This window comes from Actinophytocola gossypii, assembly GCF_025165815.1.
In the GTDB taxonomy this organism is placed as follows: Bacteria; Actinomycetota; Actinomycetes; order Mycobacteriales; family Pseudonocardiaceae; genus Actinophytocola; species Actinophytocola gossypii.
On the sequence record NZ_JAFFZE010000026.1, the window covers coordinates 75,437 to 93,535 of the forward strand.

Here is an 18,099-nt window from a genome sequence, read left to right on the forward strand (position 1 = left end):
GTTGGCGGTCGGTTGTCCCCTGCGGGCCTGTTTTTCGGAGTTCAGGGGTGTCACCGCTAGATCGAGCAGCTTGGAGACACCGTGACTCGTCCAGATCGCGTCCGCCGTGGACACCTTGCCATTCGCCGCCCTCAGCGTCATCTGCCGTCTGCGCGGCCCGACCAGGTACTGGAACCCGGCGCGGCCATGCCCGCTGGATCCGAACACGATGTCGCCCCGGCCAAGGCGGAGAAGTCGGGGGGGCGGGCGGCGATCGCGCAGAGACATCACTCGACCTCTGCCAGCTGGCCCTCCCGACGACGATGCAGCGCACGGGGCGAACAGGCCCGGGAGCGCTCGGGCCCGTGTCGCTGAGGAGCCTCTTCTCTATACCGCCGAGCAGGCGGCGGCGTTGTTGCAGGTGCGTCCGTCATGGTTGCGGCGCAAAGCCGCGGCACGAGCGGTACCGTGCCGGTTCGTCGGTAAGCACTTGCGGTTCTCCCGCGCCGATATCGAGACGATCGCCGAAGGCGACACACCCTAAAAACACGTGGCTTCCTCAGAAACGTTCCGCGATTCGCCCTTAACATAATCCATTGGGGACGATTATTCGCGCTTCGCTTGACATTTGACGAACACGGAGCGTCCATGTGTCCGTCAAATTCACACCACACCAAGGGGTGTTCAATCATGGCTTTTGTCGAGAAGAGCGGAAAGAACCTGTGGCGGGTGCGCTACCCGAAAGACGACGGCGGGTTCGGCACCATCTCCGGGTTCACCTCGAAAACAGCGGCCGAGCACAAGGCGGACGAGATCGAAGCCGACCAGCGCCGCGGCCAGTTCCTCGACCCCGACGGCGGGAAGCTGACCGTGGCGGAGTGGTCGATCGCCTGGTTCGACGCGCTCGACGTGGCCGCGACCACCGAGGCCCAGTACCGCAGCCTCGTGAAAAACCACATCCTCGCCCGCTGGGGCGACACCCGGTTGGACGCGATCTCCGGGCTGGCCGTGCACACCTGGGGCAAGAAACTGCGCGCCGAGGGCTACGCCCAGGCTACCGTGGTCACGATCGTCAAGGTCATGTCGATGATGCTGGCCGACGCCGCCGACGAACGCCTCATCGCCGCCAACCCGATCCAGCCCCGCCGCCGCGGGAAGCGTCGGCACGAGGTGCGCACAGAGCGGGTCTGGGCCACTCCAGAACAGGCCCTCGGCGTCGCCGCGCAGGCCGCGGCGCTGGTCGGGGACTGGGCCGCCGTGCTGATGATCACCGCCGCGTGGACCGGCGCCCGGTGGGGCGAACTCGCCGGGCTCCGCCGGCACAACCTCCACCTCGACGACGCGGCCATCGTCATCGACCCCCACACCGGCGCACTGCACGAGGTGAACGGGCGGCTCGAGCTCGGCCCACCCAAGACCGCTGAATCCGCCCGCACCATCACCCTCCCACCGTTCCTCGTGGGCCTTCTCCGGACGCACCTGGACGGCCATGGCCATCCGCACGTGTTCGTCACCGGCGATGGGGAGCTACTCCGCCGGTCGAACTTCGCCCGCCGGGCGATGCGCCCGGCGGCCGACGGCAACCACCACCGCGCCCGACCCCGCATCCGGGTCCACCCCGTCCTGCCCGGACTGGTCTTCCACGGGTTCCGCCACAGCCACAAAACCTGGCTCATCGCCGACGGCATCCCCGACGTCGCCCAAGCCCGGCGCCTCGGACACCGCATACCGGACAAGATCGAGCACATCTACTCCCACGTCGCACCCGAAGTCGAAACCCGGCTCATCGACGCCCTCCAACGCCGGTGGACCACCGCACTCCACACCCTCACCGACAACACCACCACGACAGGCGCCGAACACGGCGCCGAGCGGCTCACCCGACTCGCACTACCCGCCGCGACCATCCCCGCGATTAACCTGACCGCCTGACACCACCCCAGCACACGGCCGCCACCTCTCATAAGGAGATGGCGGCCTTCCCTCGCTGCGGCATCCCCACCGACACGCCGTCTTCCGCAGGCGACCTACCGCGACGAACCGGCCAGACCGCGCCCCAGCTGCCCAAACCAATCATCGACCCGCTCACGCCGCTGTCAGCCGGGCGCAACCACCACCAACCGGCCGAAACCGGGCCCACTCCAGCAGCGGTCAACCACCGATGACGTCCGTTGAGCCCGGATGACGGAGGAGAGCCTGTAAGGCGACCCCACATGGCCGTTGGTCAAAGCCAGACCATGATCGTCTCCTTATTTTCTCCTTCTACCCCCTGTTGATCTTCATTCAGACCACTGTAGACAGTCCAGCAAGATCGAGTCGCGGACAGCAAAAAGGCCCGCTGACCTGGACAAACATCCAGAACCAGCGGGCCCATCACGACCGTCGGGCTGACAGGATTTGAACCTGCGACCCCTTGACCCCCAGTCAAGTGCGCTACCAAACTGCGCCACAGCCCGGTCACACCCCCACCATCACGGGGTGCGGGGCTAGCTTAGCGCAGTCCGATCGTCAGCTCTTGCGGGGGCGCTTCTCGCGGACGCGGACCGAGATGCGGACCGGGCTGCCGGTGAAGCCGAACTCCTCGCGGAAGCGTCGTTCGATGAAGCGGCGGTAGCCGGCCTCCAGGAAACCGCTGGTGAAGAGGACCAGAGTCGGTGGCCTGGTCTGGGCCTGCGTGGCGAACAGGACCTTCGGCTGCTTGCCGGACCGCACGGGCGGTGGGGTCGCGGCGACCAGGTCCGCCAACCAGGAGTTGAGATGACCGGTGGGCACACGCTGGTCCCACGACGTCAGCGCGGTCCGCAGGGCGGGGGCCAGTTTGCGAACGGACCTTCCGGTCAGCGCGGACACGTTGATGCGTTCGGCCCACGGGAGCCGCACGAGGCCTCGGTCGAGTTCTCTGGTGAGTTGGTGGCGTCGGTCCTCGTCCACCAGGTCCCATTTGTTGAACGCCAGGACGCACGCGCGGCCCGCGTCGACGACCATGGTGAGGACCCGCAGGTCCTGTTCGGAGATGGGCTCGGACGCGTCCAGGAGGACGATGGCCACCTCGGCCGCCTCGATGGCCGCTCTCGTGCGCAGGGACGCGTAGTACTCCATGCCGCTCGCCGTCTTCACGCGTTTGCGCAGGCCGGCGGTGTCCACGAAGCGCCAGGTCTCGCCGTCGAGGTCCACCAGGGAGTCGACGGGGTCGACGGTGGTGCCGGCGGCGGCGTCCACCACCGCCCTGGTTTCGCCGGTCAGGCGGTTGAGGAGGCTGCTCTTGCCCACGTTGGGCTTGCCGACCAGCGCCACGCGGCGGGGGCCTCGGGACTCTCCGAGAACCTCGCGGGGAGTGGTGGGGAGGGCGTGCAGGACGGCGTCCAACAGGTCGCCGGAGCTGCGGCCGTGTAGGGCGCTGACGGGGTGGGGTTCGCCAAGGCCCAGGGACCACAACGCCGCCGTGTCGGCCAGGAGGCGGTCGTCGTCCACCTTGTTGGCGGCCAGGAGGACCGGCTTCTTGGAGCGGCGGAGGACCCTGGCGGCCGCCTCGTCGGTGGTGGTGGCGCCTACGGTGGCGTCGACCACCAGGAGCACGGCGTCGGCGGTCATCATCGCCAGTTCGGCCTGTTCGGTCACCGAGGCCTGGAGGCCTTCCGCCTTGGGGTCCCAGCCGCCGGTGTCGACCACGGTGAATCTGCGGCCGGACCAGAGGGCGTCGTAGGCTACCCGGTCTCTGGTGACGCCCGGTTTGTCCTGGACTACCGCCTCTCTGCGGCCGATTATGCGGTTGACCAGGGTCGACTTTCCGACATTCGGTCGACCGACGACGGCCAGCACCGGCTGGGGAGGCTCGCCGCCGTCCTCGTCGGGGTGGCCGAACTCCTCGTCGACGGCGGTCCACTCGGTCTCCTCGGACCAGGTGCCATCCAGCTCAGTCATGTCCGTCACTTCTCATCACACAGCGTCGCGCTGTTCGTCCAAATCACGCACCAGGTCGGCCAGGCGCTTGCGGAGTTCCTCCGTCGCCTCGGCCAGGCCCGCCCGTCCACGCTGGACGGTCAGTTCGAACGGCTCGCCGACCAGTACGTCCAGCTTAGGGCGGAACCGGCGTCGCGCCCCGGCGGGCCGGAGCGTGCCACGCGTCGCCACGGGCAGGACCACGGCCCCCGACGCGCGAACCAGCCACGCGGCGCCCTGTTCGGCGTGCGACACGTCGCCCGCTCCCCTGGTGCCTTCGGGGAACACGCCGATCACGGCACCGTCGCGGAGCAGGCGCACCGCGGTCGACAGGGCCTGGCGGTCGGGGGTGCCGCGGTGGACGGTCAGCTGGCCGATCCACCGCAGTCCTCGACCGAGCGGACCAGTGGCGAGTTCGCTCTTCACCAGGAACACCGCGCGCCTCGGCAGCATTCCGAAGATCACCTGGGGCTCGATCAGGGAGCTGTGGTTCGCCACCAGCACGACGGGGCCGGTACGGGGAACGCGGGACAAGCCGACCACGCGGATCCGGTATGCCGGGCGGTACAACCAGCGGGCGATACCCCGGCCGAGATCGTGCAGCCACGGGACGGCGCCGTCCGGCAGGGTCGTCGTCACCAGCCGGCGGCCACGCCACGCAGGCCGCGTTCGTCGACCAGACCCAGGATCCGGTCCAGCACGCCTTCGACGTCCAGGTCGGTGGTGTCCAGCCAGACCGCGTCCTCGGCGGGACGCAGGGGCGACGCGGCGCGAGAGGAGTCCAGGCCGTCGCGGCGTTCGACGTCGGCCCTCGTTGCGTCCAGAGTGGACTTTCGGCCCTCGGCGGCGTCCTGGCTGGTCCGGCGGCGTGCCCTGGCGTCGGCGGACGCGGTGAGGAACACCTTGAGCGGCGCGTCGGGCACGATCGCGGTGCCGATGTCGCGTCCTTCGACCACGATGCCGCCGCGCCCGGCGCACGCCTCGTCGACGATCCGCCACTGGTGCAGTTTGAGCAGCTCGCGCACCCTCGGCACGGCCGACACGGCGGACACCGCCAGGGTGACCGCCTGGCCGCGGATCTCGGCGTTGACCGTGTCGTCGCCGAGCCGGACGTCCTGGTCGGCCGGGTCGGTGCTCATCCGCAGGTCGACACCTTCCGCGACGCGGGTGACCTCGACCTCGTCGGTCGGGTCGACGCCGGCGCGCAGCACGGCCAGGGTGACGGCGCGGAACATGGCGCCCGTGTCGAGGTAGCCGGCGCCGAGCAGGGTCGCCAGCCGGCGCGCCACCGTGGACTTCCCGGTTCCCGACGGGCCGTCCAGCGCGATCACGCCACGCAGCTCGCCCTCAACCACCGCGTCCTCCTCCGGTCCGACCTGCCCTTCTCCATTGTGCCTGGTGCGCTCCCGGCACGACGGACGGGACCCGGTAGCTGGCAACTGGTGACGCCCCAACACCCCACGATCAGCGGGTCTCACCGCCCTGACCTGCGCCCTAGCATCCGAACGAGGGGCAATGACAGGAGGTAACGATGTTCAGACGCACGGTCACCGTCATGGTCGCCTTCGTATTGGCGCTGGTCGGCGGGGTGGTGGGCGGTTCCACCGCGGCCGCCGACGTGCACGTGGCGGCGGTCACGATCACCTACGACGACAGCCGCGCGGGCGAGTTCGTCGACGCGGTCGCCGAGGGCGTGGCGATCTGGAACGACTCGGTGAGCAACGTCCGGATCGAGCGGGCCGCGCCGGGCACCCGCGCGGACGTGCGGGTGGTCGCCGACGACGGGTGGCCGAGGGCCACGCTCGGCCCGGTGTTCCCCGGCGGCAGCGGCACGGTCTGGATGGGCCGGCAGGCCGTCGACCAGGGGTACTCGGTCGTGCGGATCGCCTCGCACGAGTTCGGGCACATCCTGGGGCTGCCGGACATGAAGCCAGGTCCGTGCTCGAGCCTGATGTCCGGCAGTTCGGCCGGCACTTCCTGCACGAACCCGAACCCGGACGCGCGGGAGGCCGCGTGGGTGGAGGACAACTACGCGAACGCGCCGGCGCCGGCGGAGCGTGAGCTCGTGGTGGTCGGCTGGCTCGACTGAGGATCTACAGCAGCGAGCCGAGCGTGGCGATCGCCTGGTCGAGCTGCTGGTCCGACAGGTACGGGGCGGGGCCGAACCGCAGGTACTCGCCCCGGCTGTCGGTCAGCACGCCGCGCTCGGCGAGCTTGCGCTGGAGTTCGCCGGCCACGGGTGAGCGCAGTGCGAGGAAACCGCCGTAGGACGTCCTCGGCGCGGAGCGGTCGCGGGTGATCACGTCCGGCGGCGCGTCGAGCGCGTCGAATCGGTCGGCGAGCAACGTGGTCTGGTGCAGTGACACCTCGCGCAGGAACGCGGGGGTGAGCCCCTGCTCGGCGAAGAAGTCCAGCACGCGGGCGGCCCGGTAGTGGCTGGTCGGGTCGTAGGTCGAGCCGGCGAAGCGGTCGCCGCCCGGTGCGTAGCCGACCAGGCCGGAAGCCTCGGCCGCCAGGTCCTCGAACTCGGCGAACCAGCCGGTGACGACCGGGCGCAGCGTGGCGGCGTGCGGCGGGAGGCGCAGGAAGCAGTTGCCCTCCCCCAGCTGCAGGTACTTGTAGCCGCCGCCGGTGATCCAGGCCGACGTCAGACCCTGGTCGCGTACGGAGGTCGGCACGACGCCGAGCGCGTGGTAGGCGTCGACGAGCAGTTCCGCGCCGACGCGCGCGCACGCGTCGGCCAGCACGCGCAGGTTCGGCACGATCCGCGAGGTGCCGAACAGCACCGACGACACCAGCACCGCGGCGGTGCGGTCGTCGACCTGGGCGGCGAGGCGCTCGGCCAGCGTGTCGGCCGGGGACGCGGCCACCCGGACGACCTCGACGCCCTCCTCGGCGAGCCGGGCGAGCTGGCGGCGCAGTGTGTGGAACTCGCCGTCGGAGGTCACCAGCCGCGGCCTGCGCCGCAGGTCGAGGGCGGACAGGAACCGGACGACGAGGTCGTGGGTGGACGGGGCGAGCGCGATGTCGGCGTCCGGGTCGTCGAGCAGGGCGCGGTATCCGGCGCGCAGCCGGTCGGCCTTGGCGAACGCGAGCTCCCACTTGCGGTCCACCGCCTCGGCCGCGTCGGTGACCGCGTCGACCTGACCGGCCAGCGCGAGGTCGGGCCACGCCTGGTGCGAGTGGCCGGTGAGCAGGAGCCGGTCGGCGACGCGGAACCGGGCGTAGTGCTCGGCCAGGGCGTTCGGCGACGCGCGCAACGAGTCCAGGGTGGTCACAGTTCGCTCCGGACGGCCCAGAGGTCGGGGAACACGGCATGGAACAGCGTGGTGCGCAGGTACTTGGCGCCCGCGGAGCCGCCGGTGCCGGCCTTGGCGCCGATGGTCCGCTCGACCATCTTCACGTGCCGGTAGCGCCATTCCTGCATGCCCTCGTCGAGGTCGACGAGCAGATCGGCCACTGTGGACGGTCCGGCGTCGTCGTGGTAGACCTGCACCAGGATCCGTTGCACCGCTTCGGACTCCGTCCACGGCTCGCGCACGTCGCGCTCCAGGTGCTCGGCCGGGACGTCGTAGCCGCTGCCGGCGAGGTAGTGCAGGAACGAGTCGAACAGCGTGCGCCGGGACATGGCCGCGCTGATCCGCTCGCGCGCCTCGCTGCCCTCCGGGTAGTGCTGGAACGCGCGCCGGTCGCGGCGGCCGAGCACGGCCTCGATCTCGCGGAACTGGCCGGACTGGAAGCCGCTCGCGGCGTCGAGCCTGGTGCGGAAGCTGGTGAACTGGCGCGGGGTCATGGTCTCCAGCACGTCGATCTGGGCGACCACGACCTTGAGGATGGTGAGCACGCGGCGCAGGGTCCGCACCGAGTGCGCGGTGTCGATCTTCTCCAGCTTGCGTTGCAGGTGTTCCAGCTCGTGCAGGAACTGCTTGAACCACAGCTCGTACACCTGGTGGATGACGATGAACAGCATCTCGTCGTGCTCGTCGGAGCGCGGCCGTTGCGCGTCCAGGACCTCTTCCAGCGCGAGGTAGGAGGTGTAGGTCAGTGCCGCGTGCTGGTCGGCCAGTGGATCTGCCGCGGGGTCTGTCATGTCCTCAACCTCACTGATGTGGCGGTGTCGAAGTGGCGCCGGGCGGCGTCGGCCAGCGCGGGGTACCGGTCGTGGAACAGGGTGAGCGCCTCGACGCGGTGCCGGGGCGGGGGCACCAGGTCCTCGGGCAGCTCGGGGTCGTGGAACGGGAACTCGCGGAAGGTGTGCACCAGGCGGGTGCGCAGTAGCAGCGCCTCGCGGTCGTCGCGGGCGGTGGCGTCGTGGAACCGGTCCACGAAGGACTCGTACCGGGCGGACAGGCCGGCGAGGTCCCAGACGCGGCCGACGAACGCGGCGAAGTCGACGGACGTGGCCGGGCGGCCGAGCAGGACGCCGGCGTGTTCGGTGACCTGGTGCTCGGCGAGGAGCTTCGCGACCTGGTGCTCGCGGTCGTGCGGGGCGAGCCAGGTGCCGTCCTGCACGGGTCCGAAGCCGAGGAACCGCAGCCGCCGCACGAGGCGGGTGCGGGCGAGGCGGCGGGTGTCGGGGATCGCGTGCCACAGCACGGTCCAGGTGGTCTCCAGGCGGGGGCCGTCGCCGAGGGTGAAGATGCGCCGGTCGCCCTCGGCGAGGACGGCGACCGAGCGGGGGGTGAGCACGTAGTGCACGTGCCGGCCGTCGCGGGTGCGGGCGAGCAGGTCGCGGGCGACCAGGCGGTTGAGCGCGACCCGCGCGGCGCCCGGGGAGAAGCCGAACTCGCCCAGCAGCCGGACCAGGCCACCGGACCAGACCGCGCGGCCGGCGCGCGGCTCGAGGCACGAGCCGAGCAGCGTCAGCACGAGGTCCTGCGGGGCCGGCTCGAAGCCGCGCAGCAGGTCGGACATGGTGTCGAGCATAGTTGACGCCTCAGCGGGGTCAACCGTAACCTGTTGCACATGCGGGTCGGCATCGGGCTTCCCAACACGATCCCGGGCATCTCGGGAGCACTGCTCGTGGAGTGGGCGAGGCGGGCCGACGCGGGCCCGTTCTCCACGCTCGCGGTGCTCGACCGGCTGGTCTACGACAGCGTCGAGCCGTTCGCCGCCCTGTCGGCGGCCGCCGCGGTCACCGAGCGGGTCGGGCTGGCCACCAACATCGCGATCGGGCCGTTGCGCGGCGCGGCGATGCTGGCCAAGCAGGCGGTGTCGGTGGACGCGCTGTCCGGCGGGCGGTTCACCCTCGGGCTCGGGGTCGGCGCGCGCCGCGACGACTACGACGCGGCCGGCGTGGACCGGCGTTCGCGGGGCGCGGCGCTGTCCGAGCAGCTGGCGTACCTGCGGGGACGGCTGGACGGGTCGGGGATCGGGCCGGCGCGGCCGCCGGTGCCGCTGCTGGTCGGCGGGTCGAGCGGGGCGGCGTTCGCCAGGATGGCCCGGTACGCCGACGGGTACGCGCACGGCGGCGGCCCGCCGAGGGCGTTCGGGTCGGCGGCGGCGCGGGCGCGTGCGGCGTGGCGGGATCTGGAGCGGCCGGGCGAGCCGGTGCTGTGGGGGCAGGGCTACGTGGCGTTCGGCGACCCGGACCGGGGGTGCGACTACCTGCGTGACTACTACGCGTTCACCGGCCCGTTCGCGGAGAAGATCGCGGCCGGGAACCTGACCTCGGCGCGGGCGGTGAAGGACTTCGTGCGTGGTTACGCGGCGGAGGGCTGCGACGAGCTGATCCTGTACCCGACGGTCGCCGATCTGGACGACCTGGAGCGGCTGGCCGAGGTGGTGGCGTAGTGCGTGTCACCGTGGTCGGAGCTGGGCCGTCGGGGCTGTACCTGGCGATCCTGTTGAAGAAGGCCGACCCGGCGCACGAGGTCACGGTGCTGGAGCGCAACGCGCCGGACGCCACGTTCGGCTGGGGTGTGGTGTTCTCCGAGGAGACGCTGGGCGCGCTGCGGGACGCCGACTATTCGACGTACCTGGAGATCACGGACTCGTTCGCGCGCTGGTCGGCGATCGACATCCGGTACCGGGGGCGGGTGCTGCGTTCGACCGGGCACACGTTCTCGGCGATCCGGCGGACGCACCTGCTGGACATCCTGCAGCGGCGGGCGCGGGCGCTGGGGGTCGACCTGCGGTTCGGGGTCGAGGTGTCCACTGTGGAGCCCGCGGACCTGGTGGTGGCGGCGGACGGGGCGAACAGCACGCTGCGGCGGGCGGGGTCGTTCGGGACGACGTCGGAGCCGCAGGGGTGCAAGTACGTGTGGTTCGGCACCGATCTGGTGTTCGACGCGTTCACGTTCATCTTCGCCCGGACCGAGTTCGGGTTGTTCCAGGTGCACGCGTATCCGTTCGACGAGAACGCGAGCACGTTCATCGTGGAGACGACCGAGGAGACCTGGCGGCGCGCTGGGCTGGACCGGATGTCCGAAGAGGACAGCCTGGCGTTCTGCGCGGAGCTGTTCAAGTCCGATCTGGACGGCCACCGGCTGATGTCGAACAAGTCGGTGTGGCTGGACTTTCCGCTGGTGCGCAACCGGCACTGGCATGACGGGAACGTCGTGCTGCTCGGCGACGCGGCGCACACCGCGCACTTCTCGATCGGGTCGGGCACGAAGCTCGCGATGGAGGACGCGATCGCGCTGGCGAACGGGTTCACCCGGCACCCGTCGGATGTCGAGCAGGCGCTGGTGGACTACGAGTTGGAGCGCCAGCCGGTGGTGGAGCGGTTCCAGCAGGCGGCCGGGGACAGCGCGGCGTACTTCGGGCGGGTCGGGCACTACCAGGACCTGGCGCCGATCCAGTTCGCGTTCAACCTGCTGACCCGCAGCGGCCGGATCAGCCACGCGAACCTGACCCAGCGCGACCCGCATCTGACGCGCGTGCTGGACTCGTGGTTCGCCGGGGCCGCCGAGCCCGGTTCGGTCGCCGCTCCCCCGATGTTCGCGCCGCTGCCGCTCGGCGGGCGGACGGTGCGGAACCGGGTGGTGCGGGTCGGTGGCGCGGACGCGGCCAGGGCGGGTGCCGGGCTGGTGCTGACCGGGCTGGTGGCGGTGTCGCCCGATGGTCGTACGACGCCGGACTGCCCGGTGTCGGACGCCTGGACGCCGGACGTCGGCGAGGTGCACGCGGCCGGTGCCCTCGCGGGGCTGCGGCTCGGGCACGCCGGGCGGCGTGGCGCGGTCCGGGAGTCCGGTGTGGACGTTCCGTTGCGGGACGGGTGGCCGCTGCTGTCGGCCTCGCCGCTGCGGTACGCGCCGTTCGGGGCGGTGCCGAAGGAGATGGACGAGTCGGACATGGACCGGGTGCGCGCGGACTTCGTCGCGGCGGCCGAGCGGGCGGCGGCGGCCGGGTTCGACGTACTGGAACTGGACCTGGCCGACGGGTACCTGCTGGCGAGCTTCCTGTCGCCGCTGTCGAACCGGCGCGGCGACGGGTACGGGGCCGACCGGACGCGGTTCCCGTTGTCGGTGGTGGACGCGGTGCGTGCGGTGTGGCCGGCCGAGCGGGTGCTGGCCGCCCGGCTGACGGTGACGGACTGGGCGCGCGGTGGTCTGACCGTCGAGGACGGCATCGGGCACGCGCGGGCACTGGCGGAGCACGGGGTCGATCTGGTGCACGTGCGGGCGGGGCACAGCACGGCGGGATCGCGGCCGGAGTACCGGCGCGGGTACCTGACCACGCTGTCCGACCGGATCCGCAACGAGGCCGGGGTGCCGACCCTGGTCGGCGGCTACCTGACGACCCAGGACGAGGTGAACACGGTCGTCGCCGCGGGCCGGGCGGACCTGTGCCTGTTCGACCCGCCCCCGACTCCCCTGGAGGCGCTGTGACGGAGTTCGCGGAGCTGACCTCGCCACAGGTGGCCGAGCTGCTGACCGGGCCGCGCACGCCGGTGCTGCTGCTCCCGGTCGGCGCCGTCGAACCGCACGGGCCGCACGCGCCGCTGGGCACCGACCGGCTCATCTCCGCCGGGATGTGCGCCAGGGCGGCCGAGCGGCTCGCCGCCGACGCCACGCTCCGCGCGCTCGTGCTGCCGCCGATCGAGTACGGGGTCACCGAGTTCGGGGCCGGCTTCCCGGGTGCCGTGTCCATCCGTCCGGACACGCTCGCGGCGCTGGTCGTCGACCTCTGCCGGTCGCTGACCGCGCAGGGGCTCGACCGGATCGTGGTCGTCAACAACCACTTCGAGCCCGCGCACGTGACCGCGTTGCGCGAGGCGACCACCACCGCCGGCGTCGCCTACCTCGACCTCGTCCGGCGGCGGAACGCCGAGCGGCTCACCGACGAGTTCCGCACCGGGTCCTGCCACGCCGGCCGCTACGAGACCTCGCTCGTGCTCGCCGACCGTCCGGACCTCGTGGACACCGCGACGATGCGCACGCTTCCCGAGGTCACCGTCGACCTGCCCGCCGAGATGGCGGCCGGACACCGAACCTTCACCGCGATGGGCATGGACCGGGCGTACTGCGGCGCGCCGGCCGCGGCCACCCCGAGCGAGGGAGCCGCCACCTTCGACACGCTGACCGACATCCTCGTCGAGCTGATCCGGGAGGTGGGGCACCGTTGATGCGCTACGACGACCTGCCGCGCGACCTCAACGTCGCCACCTACTTCATCGACCGCAACCTCGACGAGGGCCGGGGCGAGGACACCGCGCTGGTCACCCCCGAGGGCACGCTCACCTACGCCGAGCTGGCCGACCGGGTACGCGGCGCCGCGCACGCGCTGCGGTCGGTCGGCGTCCACCGCGGCGACCACGTGCTGCTCGCGCTGTCCGACGGCGTCGACTTCGTCGCGACCTGGTACGGCGCGCAGCGGATCGGCGCGGTGACCGCCGAGGTCTACACCTTCCTGCCGGCCAAGGACTACGAGTACTTCCTCGGCTACGTGCGGCCGGCCGCCGTGGTGGTCGACCCGACGACGCTGCCGAGGATGCGCGAGGCGTCCGGTGGCCGGCACCGGTTCCTGGTCGCCGGCGACGCCGACCTCCGCGACGGCGAGTTCGACCTCGCCGCCCGCGCGGCCGACGCGCCGGAAACGGTGGACCCGGCGCCGACCGCGAAGGACGACGTGGCGATCTGGAAGTTCACCACCGGCAGCACCGGCACGCCGAAGGCCTGCGTGCACCCGGTGGCGAGCCCGGTGCTCAGCCACCACAACTACGCCCGCGGCGTGCTCGACATCGACGCGAACGACGTCGTGCTGCCGGTGCCGAAGCTGTTCTTCGGCTACGCCCGCGACCTGGCGGCGCTGTACCCGTTCGGGGTCGGCGGCACCGGGATCGCGTTCGGCGAACGCAGCACCGCGGACCGGATGTTCGAGCTGATCGCCCGGCACCGGCCGACGATCCTGGTGAACGTGCCGACGATGATGAGCGCGATGGTCGCCCATCCCGAGGCGTCCACACAGGACCTGAGCTGTCTGCGGCTGTGCACGTCGGCGGGTGAGGCGCTGCCGGCGGAGCTGCACCGCAAGTGGGACGAGACGTTCGGCGTGGAGGTGGTCGACGGCATCGGCTCGTCGGAGGCCTACCACATCTACATCTCCAACCGGCCCGGCGCGGGGCGGCGCGGGACCTGCGGGCAGGCGGTTCCCGGCTACCTGGCCAGGGTGGTCGGCGACGACGGGTTCGAGGTGCCGGCAGGCGAGGTCGGCACGCTGGAGGTCACCGGCGGCACCGTCGCGCGGGAGTACTTCGGCGACGCCGAGAAGTCCGCGGCGACCTTCCGGCGCGGCACCGTGCGCACCGGCGACCTGTTCAGCCGGGACGCCGACGGGTACTTCACCTACCACGGGCGCGCGGACGACCTGCTGAAGGTCGGCGGCATCTGGGTGGCACCGAGCGAGATCGAGCACTGCGTGGTCGGCCATCCGGACGTCGTCGAGTGCGGTGTCGTCGGGCACGAGACGGACGGGCTGGTGCGCACCCGCGCGTACGTGGTGCTCCGTGCGGGCGCCACCGCGACCGAGGACGGGCTGCGGGAGTACGTCGGCGCGCGGCTGTCCGGGCACAAGCGCCCGCACGAGGTCGTGTTCGTCGCCGAGCTGCCGCGCACGACCAACGGCAAGCTGGACCGGCGCGCGCTGCGGGAGCTGCCGTGAGGCTGGTGGTGGTCACGGGCGGCACCAAGGGCATCGGCGCGGCGGTCGCGCGGCGGTTCACCGGCGCGGGCGACCGGGTGGTCGCGCTCGGCCACGACGACCTGGACGTCACCCGCGAGGACGACGTCGCCGCCGTGCTCGGTCCGCTGGAGGTCGACGTGCTGGTGAACAACGCCGGGGTCTCGTCGAGCGCGCCGGTGCACCGGACCAGCGTGGCGGACTGGCGCACGCAGCTGGAGGTGAACGCCACCGGCGCATTCCTGTGCACGCGGGCGGTGCTGCCCGGGATGCGGGAGCGGGACAGCGGCCGGATCGTCACGGTCGCCTCGACCGCTGGCCGGGTCGGCGCGCCCTACACCGCCGGGTACACGGCGGCCAAGCACGCGGCGGTCGGGTTGATGCGCACGGTCGCCGCCGAGGTCGCCGGCACCGGCGTGACGGCCAACGCGGTGTGCCCGACGTTCGTGCGCACCGACATGACCGCGCGCAGCGTCGCCAGGATCGCCGAACGCACCGGGCGGTCCGAAGAGGACAGCGAGGCGGCGCTGGTCGGCCCGCTCGGCCGGCTGCTCGAACCCGACGAGGTCGCGTTCGCGGTGGCGTTCCTGGCCGCGCGGGAGGCAGGCTCGATCAACGGCCAGGCGATCGTCCTGGACGGAGGAGGGGTACAGGCATGAGTCCGTTCCGGGCATCGCCCGGCTTCACCGACGAGTGGAAGCACTTCGACCTGACGGTGGCCGACGGCGTCGCGACCGTCACGCTGAACCGGCCGGAGAAGCTGAACGCGCTCACCTTCGAGGTCTACGCCGACCTGCGGGACCTGCTGGCCGAGCTGCCGCACCGCGGCGACGCGAAGGTCGTCGTGCTCACCGGGTCCGGGCGCGGGTTCTGCTCCGGCGGCGACGTCGAGGAGATCATCGGCGAGCTGCAACGGATGGCTCCCGCCCAGCTGCTCGAGTTCACCAGGATGACCGGTGCCGTGGTCCGGGCGCTGCGCGAGTGCCCGTTGCCGGTGATCGCGTCGGTCAACGGGATCGCCGCCGGCGCCGGGTCGGTGATCGCGCTGGCCAGCGACTTCCGGCTGCTGGCCGAGTCGGCGTCGTTCGCGTTCCTGTTCACCAGGGTCGGTCTCGCCGGTGCCGACATGGGCTCGGCGTACCTGCTCCCCCGGCTGGTCGGCCTCGGCCGGGCGACCGAGCTGCTGATCCTGGGCGACAAGGTCGGGGCCGCCGAGGCCGACCGGATCGGGCTGGCGACCCGGGTGGTGCCGGACGAGGAGCTGCCGGCGACCACGGACGAGCTGGCCCGGCGGCTCGCGGACGGCCCTGCGCTCGCCTACTCGGCGACCAAGGTGCTGCTGACCCGGGAACTCGACATGGACCTCGGCAGCGCGGTCGAGCTGGAGGCGATGACCCAGGCGCTGCTGATGAAGTCCGACGACCACGCCGAGTTCTACGCCGCCTGGTCGGCGGGGCGGCGTCCACAGTGGAGCGGAAAGTGAACCGTATCGTCAACGCGCCGGGGCTGGCGGAGCCGGTGGGGTTCGCGCACGCGGTGGTCGCCGGGCCCGGCCGCACGGTGTACCTGGGCGGGCAGACGGCGCAGGACGCGAACGGGCGGATCGTCGGGTCCACGGTGGCCGAGCAGTTCGACCAGGCCGCTGGCAACGTGGTCACCGCGCTCGCGGCGGCCGGCGCGAGCCCGGAGCAGCTGGTGTCGCTGGTCATCTACACCACCGACGTGCCCGCGTACAAGGCGGCGCTGACCGAGCTGGGGCCGGTGTGGCGCAAGCACTTCGGCCGCCACTACCCGGCGGTCGCGCTGCTCGGCGTCGCGGCGCTGTTCGACGAGGAGGCCATGGTCGAGCTGGTCGGAACGGCGGTGATGCCGGCGTGATGGAGCGGGTCGAAGAGGTCGCGCGGACGCTGCCGCCGGTCGCCGAGGCAGGCGAGCCGGGGCGGGTGAACGCGGCGCTCCTCACTGCGCTGGCGGACACGGGTCTGCTCGGCGAGATCTTCCGCCCCGAGGGCGACGGCTACGCGCCGACCTCGGCGACGGCGCTGTGCGTGATCCGCGAGGGCCTGGCCCGGCACTGCACCGAGGCGGAGACCGCGTTCGCGCTGCAGGGTCTCGGCGCGTACCCGATCCTGCTGGCCGGCCGCCCGGACACGGTGGCGCGGTGGATCCCGCGGATCGCCGCCGGCGAGGTGGCGGTCGGGTTCGCGCTCACCGAGCCAGGTGCCGGCTCGGACGCCGCGTCGCTGGCCCTGCGTGCCGAACCGGACGGCGACGGGTTCCGGCTCACCGGCGAGAAGGCGTTCATCTCCAACGCCCCGGACGCCGCCGTGTACTCGGTGTTCGCCCGCACCAGCGACACCGGCTCCCGCGGCATCACCGCGTTCGCGGTCCCGGGCGACGCCGACGGGCTCACCGGCACCCGGCAGGCGATGGTGTCCCCGCACCCGATCGGGCGGCTGCGGTTCGACGGCGTGCGGGTGCCGGCGGCCGCGGTGCTCGGCGAGGTCGACGACGGCTGGCGGGTCGCCATGCGCACCCTGGACATGTTCCGGCCGAGCGTCGGCGCGTTCGCCGTCGGCATGGCTCAGGCCGCGCTGGACGCCGCGGTCGCGCACACCGCCGACCGGGAGGCGTTCGGCCGGCCGCTGCGCACGTTCCAGGCCGTGTCCCACCAGCTCGCCGAGGTCGCGACCAGGGTGCACGCCGCCCGCCTGCTGGTGCGCGACGCCGCCGCGGCCTACGACGCCGGAACCGGACGTACCGGGCATCTTTCCGCGATGGCGAAGCTGTTCGCCACCGAGACCGCGCAGCAGGCGGTGGACGTCGCGATCCAGGTGCACGGTGCGCGCGCGCTGGAGCGGGGGCACCTGCTGGAGCACCTGTACCGGGAGGTACGGGCGCCGCGGATCTACGAGGGAGCGAGCGAGGTCCAGCGGGAGATCATCGCCCGCCAGTTGTACCGCTGACCTGGCTCAGATCCGGGAGACCTCGAACGTCCCGAAAATCCAGCAGGACCAGCAGATGCCGGGGTTGTAGTGGTACTCCCAGGTCCCGCTGAACGAGGTCACCGCGCCGCCGCTGTCGCAGGTCGCCGCCGTGGCCGTGAAGTTCGAGTAGTTGTTGGGGTAGGTCCGCGCGTACCCGTCGTCGACGTACGCGTCGTAGGCGATGTTGGACGAGTTGATGACGGCCCGCATCTCGCCGCCCTCCACGAACAACGAGATCGACATGGTGCCGGTCTGGCCGTCCTCGTCCATGGTCCAGGTGCCGCGGAAGTCCCCGAGCCAGGACTGCCGCTCCGCCGGAGCGCACGACGCGGTAGGCGCGGAACCGGGGTCGGCTTGAGCGACGGGACCAGCGGTCACCACGGCCGCGAGGGCCAACAGGCTCGCGGAGACGATTCTTTTCAACCGCATCCTAGAACTCCTCTCGACGCACCACATCGACATCGTCAGGTTAGGTGTTGCCCGGCCCGGTGGTCCGGGACCGGTTCCCGGGATGGTGGGAAGTGGTCCCGGGCGCCCGCACCTCGGGAAGAAACGCGGGATCAGGGTCGTTTACGCTCACGTGGTGAACGTCGAGGTGACCCCGCTACCAGGGATCGGCACACGCCAGGACTTCGTGTCCCGGACCGGACGCCGCATCGGCGTCATCACCTACCGGGACGGCAAGTTCGAGCTGATCATCTCCAAGAAGGACGATCCGGACGCCTGTACCGCGTCCATCCCGCTGTCCCCGGACGAGGCGGGCGCGCTCGCCGGCCTGCTCGGCGCGCCGCAGCTGGTCGCCGAGCTGTCCGAGGCGAACAGCGGGCTGAGCGGCGTGCACACCAAGCAGCTGCCGCTCGTGCCCGGCTCCCCCTACGACGGGCGGACGCTCGGTGACACGCAGCTGCGCACCCGCACCGCCGTGTCGGTGGTCGCGGTCGTGCGTGCCGGCACCGTGCACCCGTCGCCCCGGCCGGACTTCGTGTTCGGCGGCGGCGACCTGCTCATCACGGTCGGCACCAAAGACGGGCTGGCCAAGGCGGCCGACGTCCTCGACCGCGGGTAGCGGCCC

General features: G+C 71.9%; 19 protein-coding genes and 1 tRNA gene. 12 read left to right on the forward strand and 8 right to left on the reverse strand.

Annotated features, from left to right (window positions below):
* The first annotated feature begins 208 nt into the window (after positions 1-208).
* Complete coding sequence (locus JT362_RS35695; protein WP_375546585.1) at positions 209-523, forward strand: helix-turn-helix domain-containing protein; 315 nt, start codon at positions 209-211, stop codon at positions 521-523.
* Between the two features lie 146 nt (positions 524-669).
* The gene (locus JT362_RS31385; protein ID WP_260195495.1) at positions 670-1,911 is read left to right on the forward strand and encodes a tyrosine-type recombinase/integrase; all 1,242 of its coding nucleotides are present in this window, start codon (positions 670-672) and stop codon (positions 1,909-1,911) included.
* 450 nt (positions 1,912-2,361) lie between these two features.
* On the opposite strand, the gene JT362_RS31390 is transcribed toward JT362_RS31385, so the two are convergent.
* The 4 genes from JT362_RS31390 to cmk all read right to left on the reverse strand — a co-directional run bounded on the left by JT362_RS31390 (position 2,362) and on the right by cmk (position 5,273).
* Positions 2,362-2,435 (reverse strand) — tRNA-Pro (locus JT362_RS31390).
* A 52-nt stretch (positions 2,436-2,487) separates the two neighbouring features.
* The gene (gene der, locus JT362_RS31395) at positions 2,488-3,900 is read right to left on the reverse strand and encodes a ribosome biogenesis GTPase Der (RefSeq protein WP_260195497.1); all 1,413 of its coding nucleotides are present in this window, start codon (positions 3,898-3,900) and stop codon (positions 2,488-2,490) included.
* Positions 3,901-3,915: 15 nt separating this feature from the next.
* Positions 3,916-4,557, reverse strand: coding sequence for a lysophospholipid acyltransferase family protein (locus tag JT362_RS31400; RefSeq protein ID WP_260195498.1), 642 nt, complete (start codon positions 4,555-4,557; stop codon positions 3,916-3,918).
* Positions 4,554-5,273, reverse strand: a complete 720-nt coding sequence (gene cmk / locus JT362_RS31405) for a (d)CMP kinase (RefSeq protein WP_260195499.1) — start codon at positions 5,271-5,273, stop codon at positions 4,554-4,556. The genes JT362_RS31400 and cmk overlap by 4 nt, the downstream gene beginning before the upstream one ends.
* A 176-nt stretch (positions 5,274-5,449) precedes the next feature.
* Here cmk and JT362_RS31410 point away from each other — a divergent pair, with 176 nt between their 5' ends.
* On the forward strand, positions 5,450-6,007 hold the full coding sequence (locus tag JT362_RS31410) for a snapalysin family zinc-dependent metalloprotease (protein WP_260195500.1): 558 nt from the start codon (positions 5,450-5,452) through the stop codon (positions 6,005-6,007).
* 4 nt (positions 6,008-6,011) lie between these two features.
* On the opposite strand, the gene JT362_RS31415 is transcribed toward JT362_RS31410, so the two are convergent.
* Genes JT362_RS31415 through JT362_RS31425 form a run of 3 tightly spaced genes read right to left on the reverse strand, consistent with a single transcriptional unit; the run spans position 6,012 to position 8,832 of the window.
* Positions 6,012-7,196: a kynureninase/PvdN C-terminal domain-containing protein gene (locus JT362_RS31415; protein ID WP_260195501.1), complete on the reverse strand. Its 1,185-nt coding sequence runs from the start codon at positions 7,194-7,196 to the stop codon at positions 6,012-6,014.
* Positions 7,193-8,008, reverse strand: coding sequence for a tryptophan 2,3-dioxygenase (locus tag JT362_RS31420; RefSeq protein ID WP_260195503.1), 816 nt, complete (start codon positions 8,006-8,008; stop codon positions 7,193-7,195). The genes JT362_RS31415 and JT362_RS31420 overlap by 4 nt, the downstream gene beginning before the upstream one ends.
* Positions 8,005-8,832 (reverse strand): PaaX family transcriptional regulator, encoded by an 828-nt coding sequence (locus JT362_RS31425; RefSeq protein ID WP_260195504.1) that lies wholly within the window; start codon positions 8,830-8,832, stop codon positions 8,005-8,007. Before JT362_RS31425 ends, JT362_RS31420 begins: the two co-directional genes overlap by 4 nt.
* Before the next feature lie 51 nt (positions 8,833-8,883).
* Between JT362_RS31425 and JT362_RS31430 the strand changes: the two genes are divergently transcribed.
* Genes JT362_RS31430 through JT362_RS31465 form a run of 8 tightly spaced genes read left to right on the forward strand, consistent with a single transcriptional unit; the run spans position 8,884 to position 17,006 of the window.
* Positions 8,884-9,711 carry an LLM class flavin-dependent oxidoreductase gene (locus JT362_RS31430; protein ID WP_260195505.1) on the forward strand — a complete coding sequence of 276 codons (828 nt, stop codon included), beginning with the start codon at positions 8,884-8,886 and terminating at the stop codon, positions 9,709-9,711.
* Positions 9,711-11,750, forward strand: a complete 2,040-nt coding sequence (locus JT362_RS31435) for an oxidoreductase (protein ID WP_260195506.1) — start codon at positions 9,711-9,713, stop codon at positions 11,748-11,750. The genes JT362_RS31430 and JT362_RS31435 overlap by 1 nt, the downstream gene beginning before the upstream one ends.
* Positions 11,747-12,487: a creatininase family protein gene (locus JT362_RS31440; protein ID WP_260195507.1), complete on the forward strand. Its 741-nt coding sequence runs from the start codon at positions 11,747-11,749 to the stop codon at positions 12,485-12,487. The genes JT362_RS31435 and JT362_RS31440 overlap by 4 nt, the downstream gene beginning before the upstream one ends.
* Positions 12,487-14,022, forward strand: a complete 1,536-nt coding sequence (locus JT362_RS31445) for a benzoate-CoA ligase family protein (protein ID WP_260195508.1) — start codon at positions 12,487-12,489, stop codon at positions 14,020-14,022. The genes JT362_RS31440 and JT362_RS31445 overlap by 1 nt, the downstream gene beginning before the upstream one ends.
* Positions 14,019-14,699: an SDR family NAD(P)-dependent oxidoreductase gene (locus JT362_RS31450; RefSeq protein WP_260195510.1), complete on the forward strand. Its 681-nt coding sequence runs from the start codon at positions 14,019-14,021 to the stop codon at positions 14,697-14,699. The genes JT362_RS31445 and JT362_RS31450 overlap by 4 nt, the downstream gene beginning before the upstream one ends.
* On the forward strand, positions 14,696-15,523 hold the full coding sequence (locus tag JT362_RS31455) for an enoyl-CoA hydratase family protein (protein ID WP_260195512.1): 828 nt from the start codon (positions 14,696-14,698) through the stop codon (positions 15,521-15,523). Before JT362_RS31450 ends, JT362_RS31455 begins: the two co-directional genes overlap by 4 nt.
* The gene (locus tag JT362_RS31460; protein WP_260195513.1) at positions 15,520-15,918 is read left to right on the forward strand and encodes a RidA family protein; all 399 of its coding nucleotides are present in this window, start codon (positions 15,520-15,522) and stop codon (positions 15,916-15,918) included. The genes JT362_RS31455 and JT362_RS31460 overlap by 4 nt, the downstream gene beginning before the upstream one ends.
* Positions 15,918-17,006, forward strand: coding sequence for an acyl-CoA dehydrogenase family protein (locus JT362_RS31465; protein WP_260195514.1), 1,089 nt, complete (start codon positions 15,918-15,920; stop codon positions 17,004-17,006). Before JT362_RS31460 ends, JT362_RS31465 begins: the two co-directional genes overlap by 1 nt.
* A 6-nt stretch (positions 17,007-17,012) precedes the next feature.
* On the opposite strand, the gene JT362_RS31470 is transcribed toward JT362_RS31465, so the two are convergent.
* Positions 17,013-17,456, reverse strand: a complete 444-nt coding sequence (locus JT362_RS31470) for a hypothetical protein (protein WP_260195515.1) — start codon at positions 17,454-17,456, stop codon at positions 17,013-17,015.
* Positions 17,457-17,610: 154 nt separating this feature from the next.
* On the opposite strand from JT362_RS31470, the gene JT362_RS31475 reads away from it, so the two are divergent.
* A complete protein-coding gene (locus JT362_RS31475) occupies positions 17,611-18,093 on the forward strand; it encodes a cation:proton antiporter regulatory subunit (protein ID WP_260195516.1) in 483 nt (160 codons plus the stop codon).
* Positions 18,094-18,099 lie beyond the last annotated feature (6 nt).